Consider the following 21,796-nt stretch of genomic DNA (forward strand, 5'->3'; position numbering starts at 1 on the left):
GGCACTTTTCTTTTATTTCTGAAAATCGGGCTTTAATTCAGCCTTCATCGCTTTTCTGAACTTCATTACTTTAGGTTCAGATACATTGCTTATGTATGGGTTATCTCCATGTAAGCGATAATATCCCTGGTGATATTTCTCGGCGGGGTAAAATGCCTTAAACGGAACAACCTGGGTTACTATAGGATCGCTATAATGTTTGGTCTCATTTACCTTCTTAATCGTATTCAGTAAAATGTCTTTTTCTTCCGGAGTACGGTAAAATGCTATCGAACGATAGTCAGTGCCTTCATCTGGTCCCTGGCGGTTAAGCTCTGTAGGATCATGTGCGAAGAAAAAAGCTTTGGCTATGGTTTCATAGCTGATTACTTTAGGATCATAGTATATCTGTACTACCTCTGCATGCCCTGTTGTTTGTGTGCCTACATCTTCATAGGTTGGGTTCTTGGTTGTCCCGCCTGCATAGCCTGAAACTACTTTATTCACTCCTTTTAATTCGGACATTGCTTCGCTCATACTCCAGAAACAACCACCGCCAAATGTGGCGATACTTTCGCCAGCCTTAGCTTGTGGAACAGTTGCGAAATCGTTACGGCTTTGTCCGTTGGCGCATCCATAGAATATTAGGATTGCGGCGATGTATAATGAGACTCTTTTCATATCTAAAACTTAAACTTGTTTACTTTCATAAACATACGCAAAGCTAAATGAGCCGGATGTTAGGTTAGTCATTGCTGAGTAATATCCTTGCCATCCTGATGTGCCATTTTAACTAGTGTAAGTATTTTGCTTAAGCCGTTGATTTTTATTTCATAAACGCTCGATAACAGCATGCCCAATTTCCCAGGCGGAAATCCTTTGTTCTTTAGCCATTCCAGGTAATACACCGGTAAGTCACATAGTAAGGTACCTTTATATTTCCCAAAATGGATTTTGGTTTTTACAAGGTCAGTCAGAATTTTCGGATCAGGGTTTAAATATTCCACGTGGTAAAAGTAGCATTATGTCCATATAATGGTAAAAATAATAAAACACATGTCAGGAGCAGGCGTTGTAATATTAAATTTGAATGCCATGAAAGAACAATTTGAAGCCACATTAACTGGGTCTGATAACTCAGTTGATGGAATAGTTACCCATATAGATATGGCCGGTTATACACAGGCCTATGAATTTCAATCCATAGATGGTTCTTTACACCTTGTTATCGCAATGGACAATAGAGGTAAATGGGAAAGGATATCAGGTACCGAGCCCTATTTTTATGGTTGGGTAGATGAATTGGTAGAGCAAATAGCAATTTCGAAACATTAATACTTATTTATTTTATGCAGAAACGCGAACTAGGAACATCAGGTATCAAAGTAACCCCTTTTTGCTTTGGTGGCAATGTATTTGGATGGACAGCAAATGAACAGACATCCTTCGATCTATTAGACGCTTATGTCGATTCCGGGTTAGATTTTATTGATACAGCAGATGTTTACTCTGCCTGGGCACCCGGAAATAAAGGTGGCGAATCGGAAACAATTATTGGTGAATGGATCAAGAGATCAGGGAAAAGGGATAAGGTAATCATAGCTACCAAAGTTGGTAAACCTATGGGGCCGGATAAAAAAGGATTATCCAGAGCTTATATCACCCGTGCAGTTGAGGATTCATTAAAACGATTGCAAACAGATATATCGACTTATACCAATCGCATGATGATGATAAGAATACGCCCTTGTTAGAGACAATGGAAACTTTTACTAACCTGATAAAACAGGGAAAAGTAAGAACCATTGGTGCATCAAATTATGGCGCAGACCGGTTTAAGGAAGCACTTGAAATAAGTAAGAAGAACGGCTTAGAAACCTATCAGACTTTTCAGCCCGAGTACAATTTATATGATCGCGAAGGCTACGAAAAAGAACTGGAACCTATATGCCAAGAAAATAATATTGGTGTGATAACCTATTATTCATTAGCCAGCGGGTTTTTAACCGGTAAGTATCGTTCGCAGGATGATCTATCAAAAAGTCAGCGCGGCGGTGGCGTTAAGAAATATTTGAATGACCGTGGGTTCAAGATTTTAGATGCATTGGATAAAGTGGCTAAAGAATATAATACAACTCCAGCCAGTGTGGCTATTGCCTGGGTAATAGCAAGGCCTGGCATTGCCGCCCCTATTGCCAGTGCTACCAGTGTAAAACAACTGCATGAAACAACAAAAGCTTTAGAACTTGACTTGCATAAAGATACTATAGAGATGCTTACAAAGGCCAGCAAGTATTAGTAAAAAAACCACCGGCGAAAAGCACGGTGGTTTCATTATTGTATATGATGGAAAATTAGAATTTACCTTGCCTGTGATTGTTTCCATTTGACCAACCACCTTTTTGAGGATTGTTTTGAGCAAAATGCTGTTCGGCTCCCACCCTATCAAAATTGCGGTTCTGTTCCATGTGTTGATTATTACGGTTTCCGCCATTATCAAAATGTTGATTCCTGTTTTGATTAAACTGACGATTGTCATTCCATCCCCTGTTATTATCAAATCTTTGATTATATCTTCTAAACTGATCATGATTGAAATGATGATCATTAGCATAACCTCTATTATAACCACGATCCCAATTACCATTGAATGCTACACCATTATACCTGGTTCTGTAATAATCATCGTGCATAAAAGGTCTTGGGGCACGAACTTCAAACCTGCGTGCTGTACGCCAGTCAAAATCGCGGTATGCGCCGGGCAGATAAGCAGCTGATACCCATTGACCGCCATTATTATAATAGTAACATTGATTAGGAATACTGTAGTAAGCATCTACCTCTGGTAAATAATAGTAGTCTTCATTACCATCATAATTAGCGGGTTCGCAATATTCGGCAGGCTGTGCAACTACAACCCTTGCAGGCTCATAAACAACCGGACGTGGGCCAAAATTTAAACCTAAATGTATTCTTATTTGTGCGTTAGCAGTATTATAACTTAAACCACTTAATGCTATTGCTGATGTTATAATTAACTTTTTCATCGTTTTCAAGTTTTGTATTATTATGACATCCCTAGTCTGCAAAGGTTTAATATTACGATACTATAAAATATGTATCATATATAAATCAGAATATAATTTTAAATATTTTTCTTATTACAGAATATAATTAAAATAGAAATGAAATTTAGATGAAAGATTTTTCATTCCAGCGACGTGTTCAATTAAGAATTCACATTTAGTCCTGAGTTGAAAGTCTGAGGTCTTGAGTCGGAAAAGCACGAAATTGACTAAAGACTGTTGGCATTCCGGCATATTTTTATGATCAATAATATGGTGTTGAAAAAAACATCCCCTAATTAATAAATTAGCCGTCCTGTCCTTGTATTGATACAAAACACATTTCGATATTTGCTGCATATTATTTTAAATTTGGTATCAAAACATAACTATTATGAAAAGAAAAGCATGGGGAACCATCTTACTACCCGTATTAGCAATATCGGGCATTTTATTACTTCTCGCCCTGAAAAGCGATATTCGTAAAAAGAGCACTTTTGATGATGCAAATAACGGAGGACTTACACTTCCTGCAGGGTTTAACGCGAGCATTATCGCTGATAAGATCGGAGGTGCCAGGCATATTGCTGTTACTCCGCAGGGAGAAATATATGTAAAGCTTAGAGGCCTTGAAAAAGGCAAAGGCATCCTTCTGTTGCATCAAAACGGCGGAAAAGCAGAAATAAAAAGCGGCTTTGGCAATTTTGGCGGTACCGGTATCAGTATTAAAAATGGTTATTTGTATGCTTCATCAGACGAGGAAGTATTTCGTTATAAGCTGAATGCGAATAATGAGGTGATCAATCCCGATAAACCGGAAAAGATAGTTACCGGTTTAATAAGCAGAGGCGAGCACGAAGCTAAAGCAATTACGCTGGATAACGCAGGACATCTATATGTAAACATTGGCGCCTATTCTAATGCATGCCAGGTAAAGGATCGCCAAAAAGGATCGCCAGGTCAAAAAGGCTGCCCTATTCTTGATTCAGCAGCCGGTATATGGCAGTTTAGCGACAGCAAACCGAATCAGCATTATGGTGATGGGGTACGTTACGCCACAGGCTTGCGAAACGTTGTTGGCCTTACCTGGAACCAACAGGACAACCAACTGTATGTAATGCAGCATGGCCGTGACCAACTGCATGATCTTTTCCCACAATACTTTACAGTAAAACAATCAGCCGAATTACCAGCTGAATGTATGTATGCATTGAAAAAAGGTGATAATGCCGGCTGGCCTTATATGTATTATGACTGGCAAACCCATAAAAAAATGTTAATGCCCGAGTATGGCGGCGATGGCAAAAAAGAAGGCGGCCAAAATGCGATCAATCCGGTGGCAGCTTTTCCTGGCCACCTTGCGCCGAATGGGTTAATGTTTTATACCGGCAACCAGTTCCCTGCTAAATATAAGAACGGAGCATTCATTGCTTTCCATGGTTCATGGAACAGAGCACCGGAGCCGCAGGCAGGTTTCTTTGTAGTTTTCCAGCCCTTTAAAGATGGTAAGCCTTCAGGCAAATGGGAAGTATTTGCAGATGGTTTTGCAGGTACAGCAGATCAAAAAGCCAAAGGTGCTGCATTACGCCGTCCGTGCGGACTTGCACAAGGCCCAGATGGCTCTATTTATGTGAGCGATGACAGCCGTGGAACTATTTACAAGATATCCTACAAAAAATAACAGATCGATTTTACTAAGTGAAAGTCCCCGGTATCCCGGGGACTTTTTAGTTGGATAATAATTCATAATTGTATTTTTTAGCCTGGTGCTTCTTTGCTTTCACCCTTTCAATACTTTCTTCGATATTATCCTTTTCAGTTTTATAAGTTGTTTCCAGAAATGCTTTCCGATAAGCTTCAACGGCATTATTCCATTCCTTTTTCCTTTCAGCCATTAATCCTAACTGATTGTAAATGGAGGCTATATTTACTCCAGGTACAACTAAGGCTTTTTGCCCGATTTGATACGCCAGCTTTTCCATTCTGAGGAAAACCAATAAATGCAGATAGTAATAATACACATCAGGAAACGATGGCTCCAGCTCCACACAGGTTTTAAAATGATATCCCGCTGCCTGGTAATCGTTTATCTCGTAATAATATAATTTACCTAATTGGTAATGTGCTCTTGCATAAAATGGCTCGTCAGCTATAATGGCATTTAATAGTTTTAATGCCTTTGTGATTTTGCCATAGTTCAAGTGATCAACAGCCTTTAAATACTTCTCTTCTATAGTCAAATAAATGTCCATATACTTAAAAATGTAAATTCGGGTAAAACCCGGATTAATAAATAATAAATTGATGTTTTTTCAGGTAAGTCTGGTTAAGACTAAACCGGTGAGCAGAAGAGTTTTGTAAATGCATAGCCCTTCCGCAACGATCCCATGGGTCGTTTAGAGTTTATTTGGCGGAAAGAATTAAGACGTAGCATTTTTATATCTTTTTTGCAAAGATATAAAATTTAAGAAGCTAATGAAAATCAATTAAGCTACTTAAATGGTTAACATGCAAATGTGACCCGTGTCGAGTCGACAGTCGTAAGTCGTAAGTCTTAAGTCAATTTTGTGAATTTCTGACTCACGACTCAACTTTCGACTCAGGACTAAACGTCAGTTCTTAATTGGCACGACACTATTGACTTTCTAAAAACCCATGAACACTTAATTGACTTATAATCAGCTATTAACAAAAATAGCGTTCACGCAAATGGTAAAAAAACGTAAAAACGGACCTGATTAAAAAGTTAACCTACTGATAAACAGTCGTTCATACAGTGTTCACAGCGTTCGTGCGTAGAATGTGAACGGCATTTTTTAAAAATCTAAATCCTAAAATCCTAAGCTCTAAATTCTAATACTGATTACTAATCGCTGATTAACTGATCACTAATCAACCAATCTCTAATCACCGGTTAACTAATCACTGATTAACTACCCTACCCAAACCAATCAAAAAGATCATTTTGTTTTAAAGCTGATTTCTTTTGCCCGTCCATATCTTTGATGATCTTTCCTTCGGCCATCTGGATGATACGATCGCCATAATTATAGGCATCTTTAAGATTATGGGTGATCAGTATTGTGGTCAGGTCAAAATCCTTAGTCAACTTATCTGCTGTCTTCATTACCACTTCTGCCGAACGTGGATCTAGTGCAGCAGTTGGTTCATCAAGTAGCAGCACTTTGCAGCTATCCATTACACTCATCAGCAGGGTAAGCGCTTGTCTTTGCCCGCCGGATAAGGTACCCATTGGCTGTTCTATCTTATTTTCAAGCCCCATACCCAGCAGGGCAATTTTTTCCTTTACAGATTTTTTAAATTGATCATTTACGCCGATAGATAAACCTTTAGCTTTTGTCCGTATAGCTGCTAATCGGAAATTGTCCAGTATGCTCAGGTCTGGTGCTGTACCGCTTAAAGGGTTTTGAAAAACACGTGCTATCCATTTACTGCGTTTATAGTCTTGCAATTTACTTACATCGTTGTCATCAATATAAATACTCCCCGAACTTGGTAATACGCTGCCTGCAATCAAATTAAGCAATGTGGTTTTACCAGAACCATTAGAGCCTACAATAACCAAAAATTCCTTTTCATTGACATGTAAATCAACGCCACTAACAGCATCAACCTGGTTGGCTTTACCCCTGTTAAAAGTTTTATGGACGTTTTTCAGATCGATCATGATGAACTTTTAAAGGATAAACGCGGCAGGCTGACGATCAGCAATACAAATACTGCTGTTACCAGTTTTAGTAAAGTAGCATCAACACCAATACTCAATGTAATAGCTAAAACGAATTGAAATATGATGGCTCCTAAAAGCACCAGGACAAGGCTTAGCCAAACAGAGGTGATACGGAACCAATTAATCAATGTTTCGGCAATTATTACAGAGCCTAACCCGGTTATTACGATGCCTATGCCCATGCTTATATCGGCAAAATCCTGTAATTGGGTGAAAAGCGAGCCGCTTAGTGCCGTTAAAGCATTAGCCAATGCTAATCCTATGATCTTCATACGGTCTGTATTTACGCCTAACGAGCGTATCATGGATTCGCTGTTCCCGGTGGCCCGCATGGCAATACCGAAGTCTGTTTTCAGTAAATAGCCGATTATTAGCGTGATAACCACAACAAAAACTATCAGTATCCAAAAGGAATTATGATTAGGATTGGTGGAGATATTGATGATTGTAAACAGATTTGGAAAATTCCCTATTGGAACATTTGATCTGCCTAAGATGAGTAAGTTAATTGAATACAAGGCCGTCATTACTAAGATACCGGCAAGCAATGGATTAATTTTTAGTTTGGTATGAATGATCCCCGTCAAAGAACCTGCTATAGCGCCTGCAACAATAACTATGGGTAAAATAACATAAGCAGGCAAATGATGTGTTAACAAAACTGCTGTTACCACCCCGCCGAGCGTATAGCTGCCATCAGTCGTAATATCAGGGATATTGAATATCTTCATCGAGATATAAATACCCATTGCAATAGCTGAAAAGCAAAGCCCCTGTAATAATGCGGTCAGGTAAAAGTCCATTATTTCACAGCTTCAAAATTTGCGGGAACAGTGATGTTATATTTCTTCGCTGCAACAGGATTGTATATCCGCTTGCGTATTTTCACCATTTCGGGCTTTAAACCATCTGTTTTGTGCGTTTTTAAAAATTGCGCGGCCTGTTCACCTGCCTGATACCCCCATTGGTAAATATCCGCTCCAAAAGCTGCCACTGCCCCTCTTTGTACTAAACCTGATTCACTGGTAAAAATCGGCACATTGGCTTGGTTGCAGCTTTTCAGAATAGTCTCAAAAGAAGCAAATACAGTATTATCTGGATTAGCAAAGAACGCATCAATGTTTTTGCTTAGTAAAGATTGTGTGACCAATTGCGCATCCGCAGATGAATTGAGTGGCAACGCAACAAGTGTAATATTTAACTTATCAGCCAATGACTTAATACGGTTCATCGCATCGGCTGATTGGGGTTCTGATTGATTATAGATCATCCCTATCACCAATTTTGTTCCTTTGGGCTTTAACAATTTCGGTATAATAGAAAATGAGGTATCGATATAAGCCAGTTCCTCTACAGCGCCAAACAAATTAGCGGGTGACTCCCCGGTAGAACTGATAACATTCATCCTGGCCGGTGTGGGCGATACCATCGCGAAAATTGGAATGGTTTTAGTCTTTTGTATTGCGGTTATTGTCGATAAAGTTGTACAGGTCGCCAGCAGGTCAACTTTCTCCGAAACAAAATAATTGACAATTTGTGTAAGTGTCGGAATATCTCCCTGCGCGTTACGGTATTCTATTTTAATATTTTTCTGGCTTTCGCTAAATCCATTTTTCTTGAGCGCATCTGTAAACCCTACACGGGCTTGTGAGATGGTGGCATCTTCAAAGGCGTCAACAAAACCGACAACCGGTACGTTGCTTTTTTCGGAATGACAGGATGCAAAAAGGATAACTATAAAAACTAAAGGGAGATATTTTAGAAGCTTCATCTGGCTAAGTTAAATAAAGCGGTGGAAAGGTGAAAGCAGAATGGCAAATGGCAAGGAAATCCGCATCTAATTGTCAAAACTTTTACAAGTTCTTGATAAACAAAAAAGGCCACCATCTGGCAGCCTATTTATTCCGTTTGATATTTCTACATACTACCCTGCCCTACATACTGCAACATAAGTGAAACTTTTCCGGCACTGTTAAATCCCCATACTTCCTGCATACGTCTTGAAACCTGTTTCCCGTCCTTATCTGTAAAAGTCTCATTTCCCCAAACACACACTAAATTTTCGTCACGGTCCAGGCTTTTTATGCTCATCCACGCATCAACTTTTACTTTTAAATTTTTAATTGAGCCTCTGAAGTCTTTTACGCCTGCCATATTATTGGCTTTGCCTTTTACTAATGTCCCATCCGCAAGCAACATCGTAACCGTATCCGATATCATATCCGCATGCTTGTCTAATGTATTATTTTCATAGTCTTTCCATAGTGTCAATACTTTTTCGGAATAACTCGGATCAGCCATGGTAAAACTTGAAGAATAATCTGCCTTGTAAAGCATCTTTCCCGCCTGTGCCCGGCATATACCGGCAAATGAAAGGGCCACCAAAGTAGCCAAAATAAACTTTTTCATGTCCTTGAGGTTTAATTGATTTGTAACTGGTTTGTTACATTAAATATATAACTTAAATAGTTAATAATCAAAATTTTATATCTAAAAAATCAAAGTAATTAAATAACTCATCAATTAATAATTGCGGGGAGCTTACAGCTGTATATCCATCCATTCAAAATAATATCACTAATTTAGCGCGGCATGATACCTATTGTTTCAAAACTACCCCAGGTTGGCACTACCATTTTTACAGTGATGTCGGCTTTAGCTAATGAAGTCGGCGCTGTTAACCTTTCGCAAGGCTTTCCTGATTATGACACCTCTCCGGAACTGATAAAATTGGTGACCCAGGCTATGAAGAAGGGCCACAACCAATACGCGCCAATGGCGGGCTATATGCCTTTACGTGAACAAATAAGCCGAAAAACAGAGAAACTATATGGCGTAAATTATGATCCGGATACTGAAATCACCATTACAGCCGGCGGTACACAGGCCATATTTACGGCCATTGCTACCGTTATTCGTCCTAATGATGAAGTAATTATTTTTGAACCTGCTTTTGATTGTTATGCTCCTGCTATTAAAGTAGCCGGAGGAATAGTAAAATCGCTGGAGCTGGAGCCACCGGATTATAGAATAAATTGGGATATGGTAAAAAGGCTGACTAACAGTCGCACAAAAATGATCATTCTCAATTCGCCGCATAATCCTACTGCTACTATTTTACAGCAAAAAGATATTGATGAATTATCCGCTATTGTGAAAAATCAGGACATTCTGATTTTGAGCGACGAAGTATATGAACATCTGATCTATGATGGACAGTCGCATCTGAGCATGGCACGTTATCCTGAATTAAAACAGCGCAGTTTTATTGTAGCTTCATTTGGGAAACCATTTCATGCAACTGGCTGGAAAGTAGGCTATTGCATGGCCCCTGCAGATTTGATGAATGAATTCAGGAAAGTACACCAGTTCCTGGTATTTTGTGTAAATGCGCCAATGCAGGTAGCCATTGCTGAATATTTAAAAAATGAAGAAACTTACTTGGGTCTGCGGGAATTCTTTCAACAAAAGAGAGATTATTTCAGAGAGGGATTAAAAAGCAGCCGTTTTGAAATATTGCCGTGTGCCGGATCTTACTTTCAGTCAGTAAGATATGGTAGAATAACTGATGAAAATGATACTGACCTTGCTATACGACTAACCAAGGAAATTGGTGTGGCATCTATACCTGTTTCAGCCTTCTATAATCAGGGGACTGATTATCATGTGTTAAGATTTTGTTTTGCCAAAAGGCAAGAAACTTTGGATAAAGCCGTTGATAGGTTAATTAAAGTTTAAATTTTTAAAGAATTATTTCTTAAAATTAATTCAGGATTTAAATATCTACATGGAAAATCTAAAAATTACCCTATTCCAGGGATATCTTTTCTGGGAAAATATTGACAAAAATCTACAGAATATCTCCCTGCGCTTAAATGGCATACGTGAAAAGACCGACCTGATCATATTGCCCGAAATGTTCAATACGGGTTTCACCATGAACGCGGAAAAACTGGCTGAACCAATGAATGGCAAAACCATGATCTGGATGCATAAAATGGCAACACAGTTTGAATGCGTTGTTACAGGAAGCCTGATCATAAAGGCAGATGGAAAATTTTATAACCGTCTTATTTGGATGCGCCCGGATGGGAAATACCATTATTACGATAAAAGGCATTTGTTCACACTTGCAAAAGAGCATCTTACTTATACTGCAGGAACAGAAAAATTGATCGTAGAACTTAAAGGCTGGAAAATATGCCCGGTAATTTGTTATGACCTTCGTTTCCCGGTATGGCTGCGGAATGTTAATGAAACTTATGATCTGCTTATCATAGTAGCCAATTGGCCCGAACGCCGAGCTCTTCACTGGCGCACGTTAATACCGGCCCGAGCTATTGAGAATGAGGCCTACGTGATCGGTGTGAACCGTGTGGGGCATGATGGAAATGAAATATATCATTCTGGCGACTCCACCTGTATCAGTCCAAACGGAACTGTAATTTATTATAAACGCGATGAGGAAGATGTTTACACCTTTTCTATTATTGGTGATGAGGTAGCAAAAACCAGGCGTGCCTTGCCCTTCCTAAAAGATGCTGATATTTTTGAGATAAAGAATAAGGTTAGTGTTCCTCCCTTATAAGGAAACATGAATTGACAGGGTTAAACATTTTCTTTGACAAAATATCATTTCAAACTGCTTAATTTGTTGGTTGATTTAGTTGTGTTTCGCGATAAAGCAAATCAATATTCAATAATTCTGTCAATTAATAATTTAACCCCTAATGAGGCTATCATTTCGTCAAGTCCTTTCTCTTCTATTTATTTTAAGTTTCGCATTAGTTTCATCCGCTCAAAAGAAAAATGATTACGCCAAACTGGTTAACCCATTTATAGGTACCGGTGGCCATGGGCACACTTATCCTGGTGCTGTGGTGCCATTTGGAATGGTGCAATTAAGTCCGGATACCCGTCTGGAGGGATGGGATGGTTGCTCAGGATACTATTTTACTGATACGGTAATTTATGGCTTTTCGCACACTCACCTTAGCGGAGTAGGTATACCAGATTATTGCGACGTATTATTTATGCCAACAACTGGTGACCCGCGGTTTAAAAACACGGATTACCGTTCAGGGTTTAAAAAGAAAAATGAATCGGCCTCTCCCGGCTATTATAAAACCAGACTAGATAAATATAATATTGATGTTGAGCTTACTGCGACAAAGCGTGTCGGCGTACACCGTTATGATTATCCCAGCACGCCACAAGCAAATATCATTATTGATCTGCAGCACCGCGATGAAGTACTGGATTCTTGGATAGAAGTTGTAAATGACCACGAGATACGTGGTTTCAGGCGTTCAACTTCCTGGGCAACTAATCAGCAGGTCTATTTTTATGCAAAGTTTTCAAAGCCCTTTAAAAGTTACGGAATAGCACGAAATGACACCGTGCAACAAGGGCAAAATAAAATACAAGGCAAAAATGTCAAGATGTATATCCAGTTTGATAATCCTGGTGAAGTGATTTCGAAAGTTGGTATCTCATCAGTAAGCGCTGATGGCGCTTTAAAGAACCTGGATGCCGAAGTACCCGATTTTGATTACAAAAAAGTAGAAAAAGACGCAAAGGCTGATTGGAACACAGAATTAAATAAAATACAGGTTGAAGGTGGCGCACCGGCCATTTCAAAAGAAGCTCAAAGTGCCCAGGAACACTCTGGTGGTTATAATCCTAATGGCTATAATCGTCCTCAACAGAAAAAACCGCCTGTGGTAACTGATTGGACTAAAATAAAACAAACCGTTTTTTATACTGCATTATACCATACGATGCTGGCTCCAAATATCTACAACGATGTGGACGGGCAATACCGCGGTTTAGATCAGAAAATACATAAGGCTGAAGGCTTTAATTACTATACCGTATTTTCTTTATGGGATACTTATCGTGCAGAAGATCCTTTATTTACTATCATTGAGCGTAAACGTACACTCGACTTTATTAAATCCTTTTTGGCGATGTATGAACAGGGTGGTTTATTACCAATATGGCCACTGGCTTCCACAGAGACATACTGTATGGTTGGCAATCATTCCATCCCGGTTATTGTGGATGCTTATGCCAAAGGGATCAGAGATTTTGATGCTGAAGAAGCTTTTACAGCGATGAAGGCTGCAGTAAACCGTAACCAATTTGGTCTTGACAGCTATCGCAAAAATGGTGCAGTGCTTGCTGATGATGAACCTGAATCGGTTTCAAAAACATTGGAATATGCTTATGACGATTGGTGTATTGCCCAGATGGCCAAAATGCTGAATAAGCCGCAGGATTATGCTGAATTTATAAAACGTGCTCAATATTGGAAGAACCTGCAAAACGATCAGAATGGCTTTATGCAGGCACGTGTGAATGGAGGCTGGTATGCACCTTTTGATCCAACTGATATCAATAACAATTATACCGAAGGTAATGGCTGGCAATACTCCTTTCTGGTTAACCAGGATGTAGATGGTCTGATCAACCGGATGGGTGGAAAAGATAAATTTGAAGCCAAACTGGACGAACTATTCACCACAACATCCAAACTAAGCGGACGCGAACAGCCGGATGTTACAGGCTTGATTGGGCAATATGCGCATGGAAATGAGCCAAGCCACCACATAGCTTACTTATACAATTTCACGGATTCTCCGGATAAAACACAAATGTGGGTAAACCGTATTTTAAAAGATGAATACAGTAATCAGCCCGATGGTCTTTCAGGTAATGAAGATTGCGGACAGATGTCAGCATGGTACATCATGAGTTCGTTAGGTATTTACACGGTACAACCCGGTCAAACACAATACCAGGTTGGTCTGCCCCAGTTTAATAAAGCAGTTATCAACTTAGAAAATGGTAAAAAATTCATTATTACCAACTCCGGTTCAGGTGTTAGTTTTGATAATATCTACCTGCAGGGAATGACGCTGAATAAAAAACCTTACAACAAACTTTATATTGACGATAAGGACATTGCCAACGGTGGTGAGTTTGATGTATATACTGGCCGTTTAGCAAATAAACTATTTGTGCAGGACCTGGAAAAATCCAGATCAGCAATTACTGATGAACTTATCATTCCCAATCCTTACTTTTTAGCCACGTCCCCTACTTTTAAAAAGCCTTTTGATCTCGAAATTAAATGTGCGGAAAAAGACGCGAAGATCTATTATACATTAGATGGGGCTACACCCAATTCTTCTTCAACCTTATACAGCAAGCCGATCAATATATCAGGTAATACAACTGTAAAAGCGATAGCCATAAAAGATGGAAAATCAAGCTTCGTAAATGAGGGTACTTTTAATAAGATAAGGGACGATATAAAACTAACGCTCCTTACCAAATATCTGCCAAATTATTCTGCCCAGGGTGATGCAAGTTTAATTGACGGCTTGCGCGGAACAATCAACTGGCGTTTAGGTCACTGGCAGGGATATCGGGATAATGATCTCGAAGCTGTAATTGATATCGGCCAGGTAAAACCTGTAAAAAATGTATCTATCGGCACTTTGCAGGATAGTAAATCATGGATCGTATTTCCTAAATATGTGGAATATTGGGTATCCAACGATAATAAAAACTATAAACTGGTAGCCACAGTAAATACAAAAGTGGATATCAAGGACCTCAACATCCAAACTCAGGAATATAAAGCTAACTTAAATACCCAGGCAAGATATGTTAAGATAGTAGCAAAGCAATATGGCCCATTGCCCGAATGGCACGAAAGTAAAGGACAGCCCTCGTACATTTTTGCCGATGAGATTACGATTGAATAATTTGGAAAGTCCATTATAATTAGTTTATTTTTACTTTAGTAAATAAACCTAAATAATTAATTATCAGATGGAACCAAACAACAACCTTTCGACAGGTGATGACGGCAAAACAGCCGGGATCATCAGCTATCTTACCATTATTGGATGGCTTATTGCATTTTTTGCTATGCATCAGAACAACAAAACTTCGTTGGGCAGCTACCAGCTAAGACAAACCTTGCTGTTTCATATCATTTCAATAGTTGTTTACTGGTTATTAGGTATGCTTTTCACAGCAATATTTTTTTCATCAGGGTTAGCCACAGGATGGTTTTCAATAGTATTCATAAACTGGATATTAAGAGTGGCGTTTTTTATATTATGGATTATAGGCTTTATTGGTGCTATTAATGGCGAGAAAAAACCTATCCCATTAATCGGCGAAAAGGCACAGTCTGTTTTCTCAACTATTTGATCCTATCATAGTATGCCATTTATGGCATATTTATAAATAATGCTTCAGAGACGCTTGAGAATGTCAGGCGTCTCTATTCTTTTTCAAGCATCATTTTCATTTCCTGAAGTTTGTCTTTTTCTGCCTTTGGCAAAACCGGGTATTTTAATTTTAATTCGTCTATCGTATGTAGTATGATCTGGGAGATGGCAATTCGTGTAAACCATTTTTTATCTGCAGGTATTACATACCATGGGTTCTCTTCTGTAGCAGTTTCTTTTATCGCTTTTTCATAGGCTTTCATATAATCATCCCAATATTGACGCTCTTCAACATCAGTCGCAGAAAATTTCCAGTTCTTTTTAGGATCATCTATTCGTTTTAAAAAACGTTGCTTTTGTTCTTCTTTGGAAAGATGCAAGAAGAACTTGATAATTACGGTGCCGTTACGATGCAGATGCTTTTCAAATTCGCGTATGCTGTGATATCTATAATCCCAAAATTCTTTACCTAAACTTTTCAAACTATTCACTCCAGGCAGGTTTTCCTTAAGTATTAGTTCAGGATGAACTTTTGTGATCAATACATTTTCATAGTGCGAACGATTGTGAATACCAATCCGCCCATTTTCAGGCAATGCTTTGTAATGTCTCCATAAGAAATCATGTTCATATTCTTCAGCATTGGGTTGTTTAAAGCTAAAAACCTGACAGCCCTGCGGATTCAGTCCCGACATAGTATGTGCTATCGCACTATCCTTTCCTGCTGCATCCATTGCCTGGAAAATGATAAGCAAAGAGTACTGTTTTGCCGCATACAATTCATCTTGCATGGCAACCGTTTTTTTTATCAGTTCATCTAATATTTCAGCGGCATCTTCTTTATTACATCCGGCTGTGTAAGCGGTTTCAAATTCTTGTAGTGTGAAATCTTTACCATTCGTGATTTTAAATTTGTCTGCAATGTGTTTCATAGTTAGAAAATATAGTGAATAAACACATACATCAATTATATGTCTTACTTACTAAGTTAGTTTAAAATTTACCTGTTATTATTGCGTTGTTTATATTTGTCAATCCGGCTATGATATAGCGGCATAATTTTACATCTTTACCCAATGTTCCGACGTATAAAAAACAAGTTTCTTCGATATTTCGTCATATTCATTTATTTTATTATCATCTTTTTCTGCGCCATAGAAATTAATTTTCTTTGGTTGTTTGGCTACTCCCCTAGTATACAAGATATTAAAAACCCCGAAATGTCAGTTTCATCAGAGGTTTATTATGCTGATGGTAAGTTGATTGGCCGCTATTCAAAAGAAAACCGCACCCCTGTTGAGTTTAATAGCATTTCTCCTAACCTTGTAAATGCTCTTGTTGCAACCGAGGACGTTCGTTTCTACAAGCATCACGGGGTTGATTTTTATTCATTTTTCACCAGTATGCTTTCCACTGCAAAAGGCGATAAACGCGGCGGTAGCACCATTACACAACAATTGGCCAAAAATTTGTTTGAAACCCGTAAAAAGAAATCACAGGGATTGATCAGGCATGTACCAGTTATAAATACTATTGTTTCAAAAGTAAAAGAATGGTTTACTGCTTTTCAGATAGAGCGCGTTTATAAAAAACAGGAAATCTTAACTCTTTATTTCAACACCGTACCATTCGGAAACAACACTTTTGGTATAAAAGCGGCTTCTTTAAAATATTTTAACAAAACACCAGATAAATTAAATGCTGCGCAATCTGCTATGTTGATTGGTATGCTTAAGGCCACATCAACTTATAACCCTATAAGAAATCCTGACAAGAGCATAGATAGGAGAAACATCGTGCTTGGACAGATGCAGAAATACGGGTATATCACCAAAACTGAATTTGCCGCTGATACAACCCAGAAACTTAACCTGGATTTAAGTTATATTGAGGATGAGTCACAAGGTGATTCCTATATACGTCGTGCTGTAGAAAAATGGCTGGATAAATGGTGCAAAGATAACGGGTACAATCTTTATGAAGACGGCTTGAAGATTTATACTACTATCGATCCCCGATTGCAGCAATATGCAGAAGAAGCTGTCGAAGAAAAGATGAAAATGTTGCAGAAACGCTTTTACAATCTTTGGGGAAATAAAATTGCGTGGCGTGACCTGGATGGGAAGATCATAACGGACTTTTTGTTAAAAAATGAACAACGTCTGCCGATCTATAAATTATTGGATCAAAAGTATCATGGTGATACTACGCAGATAAAACAGTATTTTGAAAAGAAAAAGAAAATGAGAATTTTCTCATGGAATGGCGACAGGGATACCACCTTTTCGAGTGTTGATTCCATAAAATATTACGCCAAAATATTGAACACAGGCATGATGACTATCGAGCCATCTTCCGGTAAAATTAAAGTTTGGGTGGGTGGTATTGATCATCGTTATTTTAATTATGACCATGTCAATCAATCCAGGCGTCAGGCGGGATCAACATTTAAACCATTTGCTTATGTAACTGCCTTGGATAATGGTTTCACCCCTTGCGATAAGTTCACTGATCAGCCGGTATCCATCAAATTTATGGACAATGGTAAACCAGACGTATGGTCGCCACAAAATGCTGATTTTCATTTTACTTACCAGGAAATGTCCTTACGATGGGCAATGGGTAAATCCGTTAACTCAATTACCGCCCAGGTAACCGAAAAAGTGGGCTGGAATAAAATAGTGGAATATGCACACAAATGTGGTATTGAAAGCCCTTTGAAATCTGTGCCTTCTGTATCATTAGGAACCAATGATGTTTCGGTATTTGAAATGGTTAGGGCATACAGCACATTCCTAAACAAGGGTAACCGCGTCGATCCTATTTTAGTAAGTAAGATCACAGATCAGGATGGCAATACATTAGCTGAATTCAAACCAAAAACCGAGAAAGTATTAAGCGACGAAACTGCATGGCTGATGCTATACATGTTCAGGGGGGGTATGGAAGAACCGGGTGGAACCTCACAGGCATTGTGGGAATATCCGGGCTTATGGAAAAAGGATAACCAGATAGGTGGTAAAACAGGAACTTCGTCTAAATATGTAGATGGCTGGTATATGGGTATCACAAAGGATCTTGTAACCGGAGTTTGGGTGGGTGCCGATGACCGCAGTGTTCACTTTACCAGCTCTGAAACTGGCGAAGGCTCACATACGGCGTTGCCTATATTTGCGCGATTTATGGAGAAGGTTTATGCAGATCCGAAATCCGGCTATAAATACGGCTTGTTCCCTAAACCGTGGACAAAAATCACTAAAGAGTATAATTGCCCTTCACCACATTTATCAGTTGATAGTTTGGAAACAGATAGCTTAGCTAACCCGATTGACACCTCAGCTGTTAAACCTGCTGAAGAAGAAAATCCTGAAAGCAAACCGCCTGTTCAAAACAGATAGAATTGATGAGTGTGTACCAAATGTTAAATTTAAGGTAGGGACAATTTTCTTTGAGTTGCAACTGTTATATTACAAGCTGTAATTGTTTAACGTTAAAGCGTATATTCATTGTAAATATTCATTTATGAATAAACTATACTTAGCCTTTATCCGGTTTAATAAACATTTTGTCATCCTGTTATGCATTGCAGGTACATTATTGTTTAGTTTGAGTGCTAAAGCACAATACTTTGGTCAAAATAAAGTACGTTACAAAAACCTTAAATTTAAGGTATACCGCACTCCTCACTTCGAGATATATTACTACATTAAAAATGATAGTACTATCAAACGTTTTGCACAGGAAAGCGAGCTTTGGTATACGATACATCAACAGGTGTTCAGGGATACATTCAGAAGGCCCAATCCGATCATCTTGTATGCGGATCATCCGGATTTCCAACAGACTACTGCTATTGATGGTGACATTGGTGTAGGTACAGGTGGTGTTACCGAAGGGTTAAAAAACCGGGTAGTAATGCCAATCATGGAAACCAATCAGACTACGAGGCATGTTATCGGTCACGAGTTGGTCCATGCTTTTCAATACCATGCATTATTGAACAAGGACTCAGCAATTTATGAGAATATAAACAACTTGCCATTATGGATGATAGAAGGTATGGCGGAATACCTTTCTATCGGTAAAAAAGATGCCTACACAGCTATGTGGATGAGGGATGCTTATTTGAACAAAAATATTCCTACCATACGTGATCTAACCGAAACAAATAAATATTTCCCCTATCGCTACGGCGAGGCTTTCTGGTCATATATTGGATCTACTTATGGTGATACAGTTATTGTTCCGTTCTTTAAAAATGTGGCCCGCTTTGGTTTGGAATACGGCATAAGACGAACCTTTGGATATGATGATAAGACTTTATCCAAATTATGGAAAAACTCGATCGAAGCATCCTACAAGCCACTGCTAAAAGATACTGTGCAGAAACCGGTAGGCAAGCGACTAATAGATAACAAAAATTCGGGCGAATTGAATGTGGCTCCAGCCATAAGTCCGGATGGTAAATATTTATCGTTTTTATCCGAAAAGGGCTTATTCACTGTCGATCTCTATTTAGCTGATGCCCGAACGGGAACTGTGCTTAAAAAGTTAACAAGTAAGATTTCCAATTCACATATTGATGAGTTTAATTTTATAGAATCCGCCGGCGCGTGGTCGCCCGACAGTAAAAGATTTGCCTTTAGTGTTTTCAGTCACGGGCGCAATCGTATGCTGATTGTTGACATTCCCAGCGGAAATGTTACGGCCGATATTTCAATGGAGAAAGCTGAACAGTTTAGCAATTTAAGCTGGTCGCCTGATGGGAAAAATATTGTATGTCAGGGGATGTCTGATGGCCAGGGCGATTTGTACATGTACAACTTTGATACAAAAAAGATAACCCAGCTTACAAATGACAAGTATTCTGATTATCAGCCAAGCTTTTCACGAGATGGTAAAAAGATTATATTTACAAGCGACCGTACTACTTATGATCAGTCGTTATCACAAGATATTACCTTTAATCTGGCTGAGTTAGACCTTGCTACGGGTAAGATAACCGATATAAAAATATTCAATGGGGCCAATAATTTAAATCCCGAATACTCATCTGATGGCAAGCAGGTCTATTTTCTTTCAAACAGGGATGGATTCCGCAATATGTACCGCTACACGCTAAGCGATGGTAAGGTAGAACAAATGACTGATCTGTTTACCGGTGTTTGTGGCATTACAGAATATTCACCGGCGATAAGCATATCAAACAATAATGATATTGTATATTCTTATTATAATGCCCAAAAGTATTACTTATATAATGCAAAAGCCTCTGATTTTACACCGAGGATAGTTGACAGCCAGGCTTTAAATTTTGATGCAGCTATGCTCCCTCCTTTTCGGTCTGTGGGTGTGGATTTGATCAATTCTAACCTGAATAACTATTTGGCTTATAAAAAAATACCTGCAGATTCAATTAAATCTGTCCCTTACAAACCAATGTTTAAACTGGATTACCTGGCAAGTAGTGGTGTAGGTGCTTCGGTAAGCCAGTTTGGTGCGGGCTTTTCGAGTGGTGTACAGGGTGTGTTTAGTGATATCCTGGGTCACAATCTGATCTATGCAGGTGCCAATATAAACGGCCAGCTATATGATTTTGGTGGCCAGTTCATATATATCAACCAGCAAGGACGATGGAACTTTGGTTTCGGTCTATCCCATTTGCCTTATGAGTTTGCTAATTACAGTATTGTATCCACTACATATCAGACACAACCCGCTTACCAGGAAAGATATGATCTTATTCATATTTTTGAAGATCAGGCTAACATATTTACTTCCTACCCAATTTCGAAAACTACTAGGGTAGAATTTGGCACCGGAATTTCACATTATTACTACCGGGTTGATAGGTACAGTACTTTTTATGACACATCAGGTAATGTGGTGAGTAACTATATTCACCAACATATTTCTAATTCTGATTACTCTAATGAGACTGGGCAGCTATTAACGCCATTCACTTTGTACCAAGTAAGTACATCTTTGGTGGGTGATAATTCATTCTTTGGCGTTGCTTCACCTTTAACCGGCTTTCGTTACCGTTTACAAGCTGAATATGATTTTGGCACGTATCACTTTCTTGCTCCCACAATTGATTTAAGAGAATACCTGCGTGTTGCCCCTGTAACATTTGCTGCAAGGTTGTATGGTTATGGTCGTTTCGGGGGCGACCTAGGTGGTCTTTATCCTCTGTATGTGGGTTACCCTTTTTATATAAGGGGTTATGAGTCTCAGACCTTTTATAGTAATAATGGTAAAACCCCAACCAATGGATTTACAATTGACCAATTATCGGGTCAAAGAATTGCAGTGGCCAACTTTGAAGTGCGATTACCATTTACCGGTCCTGAGAAACTTTCACAGATTAAATCAAAATTCTTTTTCAGTGAATTGAATCTTTTTTTCGATGCAGGCTTAGCATGGAACAAAGGCGACCAGATAAAATTTCAGTCCAGCCCGGATTTGACAGGTTATGCTGCAACTCTTGACGCAAATAAAAATCCTTTATTAGATCAAAACGGAAAGCCTGTTTTACATCCAGTTTTTAATAGCAACCAACGAGTACCTGCACTAAGTGCCGGAGCTTCTTTAAGGGTGAACCTTTTTGGATATTTTGTACTTGAGCCATACCTCGCCTGGCCATTTAACCGTACAGATATTGGTAAGCCCGTATTTGGTATAGGCTTTACACCGGGATGGTAATAATTTAAAGAATCATGAAGCGGCTAGTTCACTTTTTTAATTTATTC

Annotated in this window: 17 protein-coding genes and 1 pseudogene; 9 read left to right on the forward strand and 9 right to left on the reverse strand. The window is 38.9% G+C overall.

The genetic code is table 11. The features are described 5' to 3' along the window. Window positions 1–12: 12 nt before the first annotated feature. Both msrA and ACPPVU_RS16375 read right to left on the reverse strand, forming a co-directional pair. Complete coding sequence (msrA, locus tag ACPPVU_RS16370; protein WP_426667599.1) at window positions 13–660, reverse strand: peptide-methionine (S)-S-oxide reductase MsrA; 648 nt, start codon at window positions 658–660, stop codon at window positions 13–15. Between the two features lie 68 nt (window positions 661–728). Beyond that, window positions 729–986, reverse strand: coding sequence for a DUF3820 family protein (locus ACPPVU_RS16375; protein ID WP_426667600.1), 258 nt, complete (start codon window positions 984–986; stop codon window positions 729–731). Window positions 987–1,074: 88 nt separating this feature from the next. Here ACPPVU_RS16375 and ACPPVU_RS16380 point away from each other — a divergent pair, with 88 nt between their 5' ends. Both ACPPVU_RS16380 and ACPPVU_RS16385 read left to right on the forward strand, forming a co-directional pair. Then, entirely contained in the window at window positions 1,075–1,314 is a 240-nt protein-coding gene (locus ACPPVU_RS16380) for a hypothetical protein (RefSeq protein ID WP_426667601.1), read from the forward strand. A 14-nt stretch (window positions 1,315–1,328) separates the two neighbouring features. Beyond that, window positions 1,329–2,278 (forward strand): annotated as a pseudogene (locus ACPPVU_RS16385) (aldo/keto reductase). 55 nt (window positions 2,279–2,333) lie between these two features. Here ACPPVU_RS16385 and ACPPVU_RS16390 read toward each other — a convergent pair. Continuing rightward, on the reverse strand, window positions 2,334–3,026 hold the full coding sequence (locus ACPPVU_RS16390; RefSeq protein ID WP_426667602.1) for a hypothetical protein: 693 nt from the start codon (window positions 3,024–3,026) through the stop codon (window positions 2,334–2,336). Window positions 3,027–3,438: 412 nt separating this feature from the next. Here ACPPVU_RS16390 and ACPPVU_RS16395 point away from each other — a divergent pair, with 412 nt between their 5' ends. Continuing rightward, window positions 3,439–4,725, forward strand: coding sequence for a PQQ-dependent sugar dehydrogenase (locus ACPPVU_RS16395; protein WP_426667603.1), 1,287 nt, complete (start codon window positions 3,439–3,441; stop codon window positions 4,723–4,725). 46 nt (window positions 4,726–4,771) lie between these two features. Here ACPPVU_RS16395 and ACPPVU_RS16400 read toward each other — a convergent pair whose 3' ends face one another. The 5 genes from ACPPVU_RS16400 to ACPPVU_RS16420 all read right to left on the reverse strand — a co-directional run bounded on the left by ACPPVU_RS16400 (window position 4,772) and on the right by ACPPVU_RS16420 (window position 9,204). Beyond that, window positions 4,772–5,296, reverse strand: a complete 525-nt coding sequence (locus ACPPVU_RS16400; RefSeq protein ID WP_426667604.1) for a hypothetical protein — start codon at window positions 5,294–5,296, stop codon at window positions 4,772–4,774. Between the two features lie 686 nt (window positions 5,297–5,982). Next, the gene (locus tag ACPPVU_RS16405; protein WP_426667605.1) at window positions 5,983–6,732 is read right to left on the reverse strand and encodes an ABC transporter ATP-binding protein; all 750 of its coding nucleotides are present in this window, start codon (window positions 6,730–6,732) and stop codon (window positions 5,983–5,985) included. Continuing rightward, window positions 6,729–7,598, reverse strand: a complete 870-nt coding sequence (locus tag ACPPVU_RS16410) for an ABC transporter permease (RefSeq protein ID WP_426667606.1) — start codon at window positions 7,596–7,598, stop codon at window positions 6,729–6,731. Before ACPPVU_RS16410 ends, ACPPVU_RS16405 begins: the two co-directional genes overlap by 4 nt. Next, window positions 7,598–8,566: an ABC transporter substrate-binding protein gene (locus tag ACPPVU_RS16415; protein WP_426667607.1), complete on the reverse strand. Its 969-nt coding sequence runs from the start codon at window positions 8,564–8,566 to the stop codon at window positions 7,598–7,600. Before ACPPVU_RS16415 ends, ACPPVU_RS16410 begins: the two co-directional genes overlap by 1 nt. 146 nt (window positions 8,567–8,712) lie before the next feature. Next, the gene (locus ACPPVU_RS16420; RefSeq protein WP_426667608.1) at window positions 8,713–9,204 is read right to left on the reverse strand and encodes a hypothetical protein; all 492 of its coding nucleotides are present in this window, start codon (window positions 9,202–9,204) and stop codon (window positions 8,713–8,715) included. 183 nt (window positions 9,205–9,387) lie between these two features. On the opposite strand from ACPPVU_RS16420, the gene ACPPVU_RS16425 reads away from it, so the two are divergent. The 4 genes from ACPPVU_RS16425 (at window position 9,388) to ACPPVU_RS16440 (ending at window position 15,024) form a co-directional block, all read left to right on the forward strand. Next, window positions 9,388–10,533 (forward strand): methionine aminotransferase, encoded by a 1,146-nt coding sequence (locus ACPPVU_RS16425; protein ID WP_426667609.1) that lies wholly within the window; start codon window positions 9,388–9,390, stop codon window positions 10,531–10,533. A gap of 49 nt (window positions 10,534–10,582) precedes the next feature. Further along, on the forward strand, window positions 10,583–11,383 hold the full coding sequence (locus tag ACPPVU_RS16430) for an amidohydrolase (RefSeq protein ID WP_426667610.1): 801 nt from the start codon (window positions 10,583–10,585) through the stop codon (window positions 11,381–11,383). 142 nt (window positions 11,384–11,525) lie between these two features. Then, window positions 11,526–14,570 (forward strand): GH92 family glycosyl hydrolase, encoded by a 3,045-nt coding sequence (locus ACPPVU_RS16435; RefSeq protein ID WP_426667611.1) that lies wholly within the window; start codon window positions 11,526–11,528, stop codon window positions 14,568–14,570. Between the two features lie 67 nt (window positions 14,571–14,637). After that, window positions 14,638–15,024, forward strand: a complete 387-nt coding sequence (locus ACPPVU_RS16440; protein ID WP_426667612.1) for a hypothetical protein — start codon at window positions 14,638–14,640, stop codon at window positions 15,022–15,024. A 73-nt stretch (window positions 15,025–15,097) separates the two neighbouring features. Here ACPPVU_RS16440 and ACPPVU_RS16445 read toward each other — a convergent pair whose 3' ends face one another. Next, complete coding sequence (locus tag ACPPVU_RS16445; protein ID WP_426667613.1) at window positions 15,098–15,976, reverse strand: polyphosphate kinase 2 family protein; 879 nt, start codon at window positions 15,974–15,976, stop codon at window positions 15,098–15,100. A 144-nt stretch (window positions 15,977–16,120) separates the two neighbouring features. Between ACPPVU_RS16445 and ACPPVU_RS16450 the strand changes: the two genes are divergently transcribed. Both ACPPVU_RS16450 and ACPPVU_RS16455 read left to right on the forward strand, forming a co-directional pair. Continuing rightward, window positions 16,121–18,442, forward strand: a complete 2,322-nt coding sequence (locus tag ACPPVU_RS16450) for a transglycosylase domain-containing protein (protein ID WP_426667614.1) — start codon at window positions 16,121–16,123, stop codon at window positions 18,440–18,442. Window positions 18,443–18,566: 124 nt separating this feature from the next. Next, a complete protein-coding gene (locus ACPPVU_RS16455) occupies window positions 18,567–21,749 on the forward strand; it encodes a tolB protein precursor (protein ID WP_426667615.1) in 3,183 nt (1,060 codons plus the stop codon). Window positions 21,750–21,796 lie beyond the last annotated feature (47 nt).

The sequence above is a fragment of the Mucilaginibacter sp. McL0603 genome, assembly GCF_049992945.1.
Lineage (GTDB): Bacteria > Bacteroidota > Bacteroidia > Sphingobacteriales > Sphingobacteriaceae > Mucilaginibacter.

Excerpts from the sequence above, each read along its gene's own strand:
- msrA (WP_426667599.1), bottom strand. The coding sequence starts at position 660 with ATGAAAAGAGTCTCATTATACATCGCCGCAATCCTAATATTCTATGGA.
- ACPPVU_RS16380 (WP_426667601.1), top strand. The coding sequence starts at position 1,075 with ATGAAAGAACAATTTGAAGCCACATTAACTGGGTCTGATAACTCAGTT.
- ACPPVU_RS16390 (WP_426667602.1), bottom strand. The coding sequence starts at position 3,026 with ATGAAAAAGTTAATTATAACATCAGCAATAGCATTAAGTGGTTTAAGT.
- ACPPVU_RS16395 (WP_426667603.1), top strand. The coding sequence starts at position 3,439 with ATGAAAAGAAAAGCATGGGGAACCATCTTACTACCCGTATTAGCAATA.
- ACPPVU_RS16400 (WP_426667604.1), bottom strand. The coding sequence starts at position 5,296 with ATGGACATTTATTTGACTATAGAAGAGAAGTATTTAAAGGCTGTTGAT.
- ACPPVU_RS16405 (WP_426667605.1), bottom strand. The coding sequence starts at position 6,732 with ATGATCGATCTGAAAAACGTCCATAAAACTTTTAACAGGGGTAAAGCC.
- ACPPVU_RS16410 (WP_426667606.1), bottom strand. The coding sequence starts at position 7,598 with ATGGACTTTTACCTGACCGCATTATTACAGGGGCTTTGCTTTTCAGCT.
- ACPPVU_RS16415 (WP_426667607.1), bottom strand. The coding sequence starts at position 8,566 with ATGAAGCTTCTAAAATATCTCCCTTTAGTTTTTATAGTTATCCTTTTT.
- ACPPVU_RS16420 (WP_426667608.1), bottom strand. The coding sequence starts at position 9,204 with ATGAAAAAGTTTATTTTGGCTACTTTGGTGGCCCTTTCATTTGCCGGT.
- ACPPVU_RS16425 (WP_426667609.1), top strand. The coding sequence starts at position 9,388 with ATGATACCTATTGTTTCAAAACTACCCCAGGTTGGCACTACCATTTTT.
- ACPPVU_RS16430 (WP_426667610.1), top strand. The coding sequence starts at position 10,583 with ATGGAAAATCTAAAAATTACCCTATTCCAGGGATATCTTTTCTGGGAA.
- ACPPVU_RS16435 (WP_426667611.1), top strand. The coding sequence starts at position 11,526 with ATGAGGCTATCATTTCGTCAAGTCCTTTCTCTTCTATTTATTTTAAGT.
- ACPPVU_RS16440 (WP_426667612.1), top strand. The coding sequence starts at position 14,638 with ATGGAACCAAACAACAACCTTTCGACAGGTGATGACGGCAAAACAGCC.
- ACPPVU_RS16445 (WP_426667613.1), bottom strand. The coding sequence starts at position 15,976 with ATGAAACACATTGCAGACAAATTTAAAATCACGAATGGTAAAGATTTC.
- ACPPVU_RS16450 (WP_426667614.1), top strand. The coding sequence starts at position 16,121 with ATGTTCCGACGTATAAAAAACAAGTTTCTTCGATATTTCGTCATATTC.
- ACPPVU_RS16455 (WP_426667615.1), top strand. The coding sequence starts at position 18,567 with ATGAATAAACTATACTTAGCCTTTATCCGGTTTAATAAACATTTTGTC.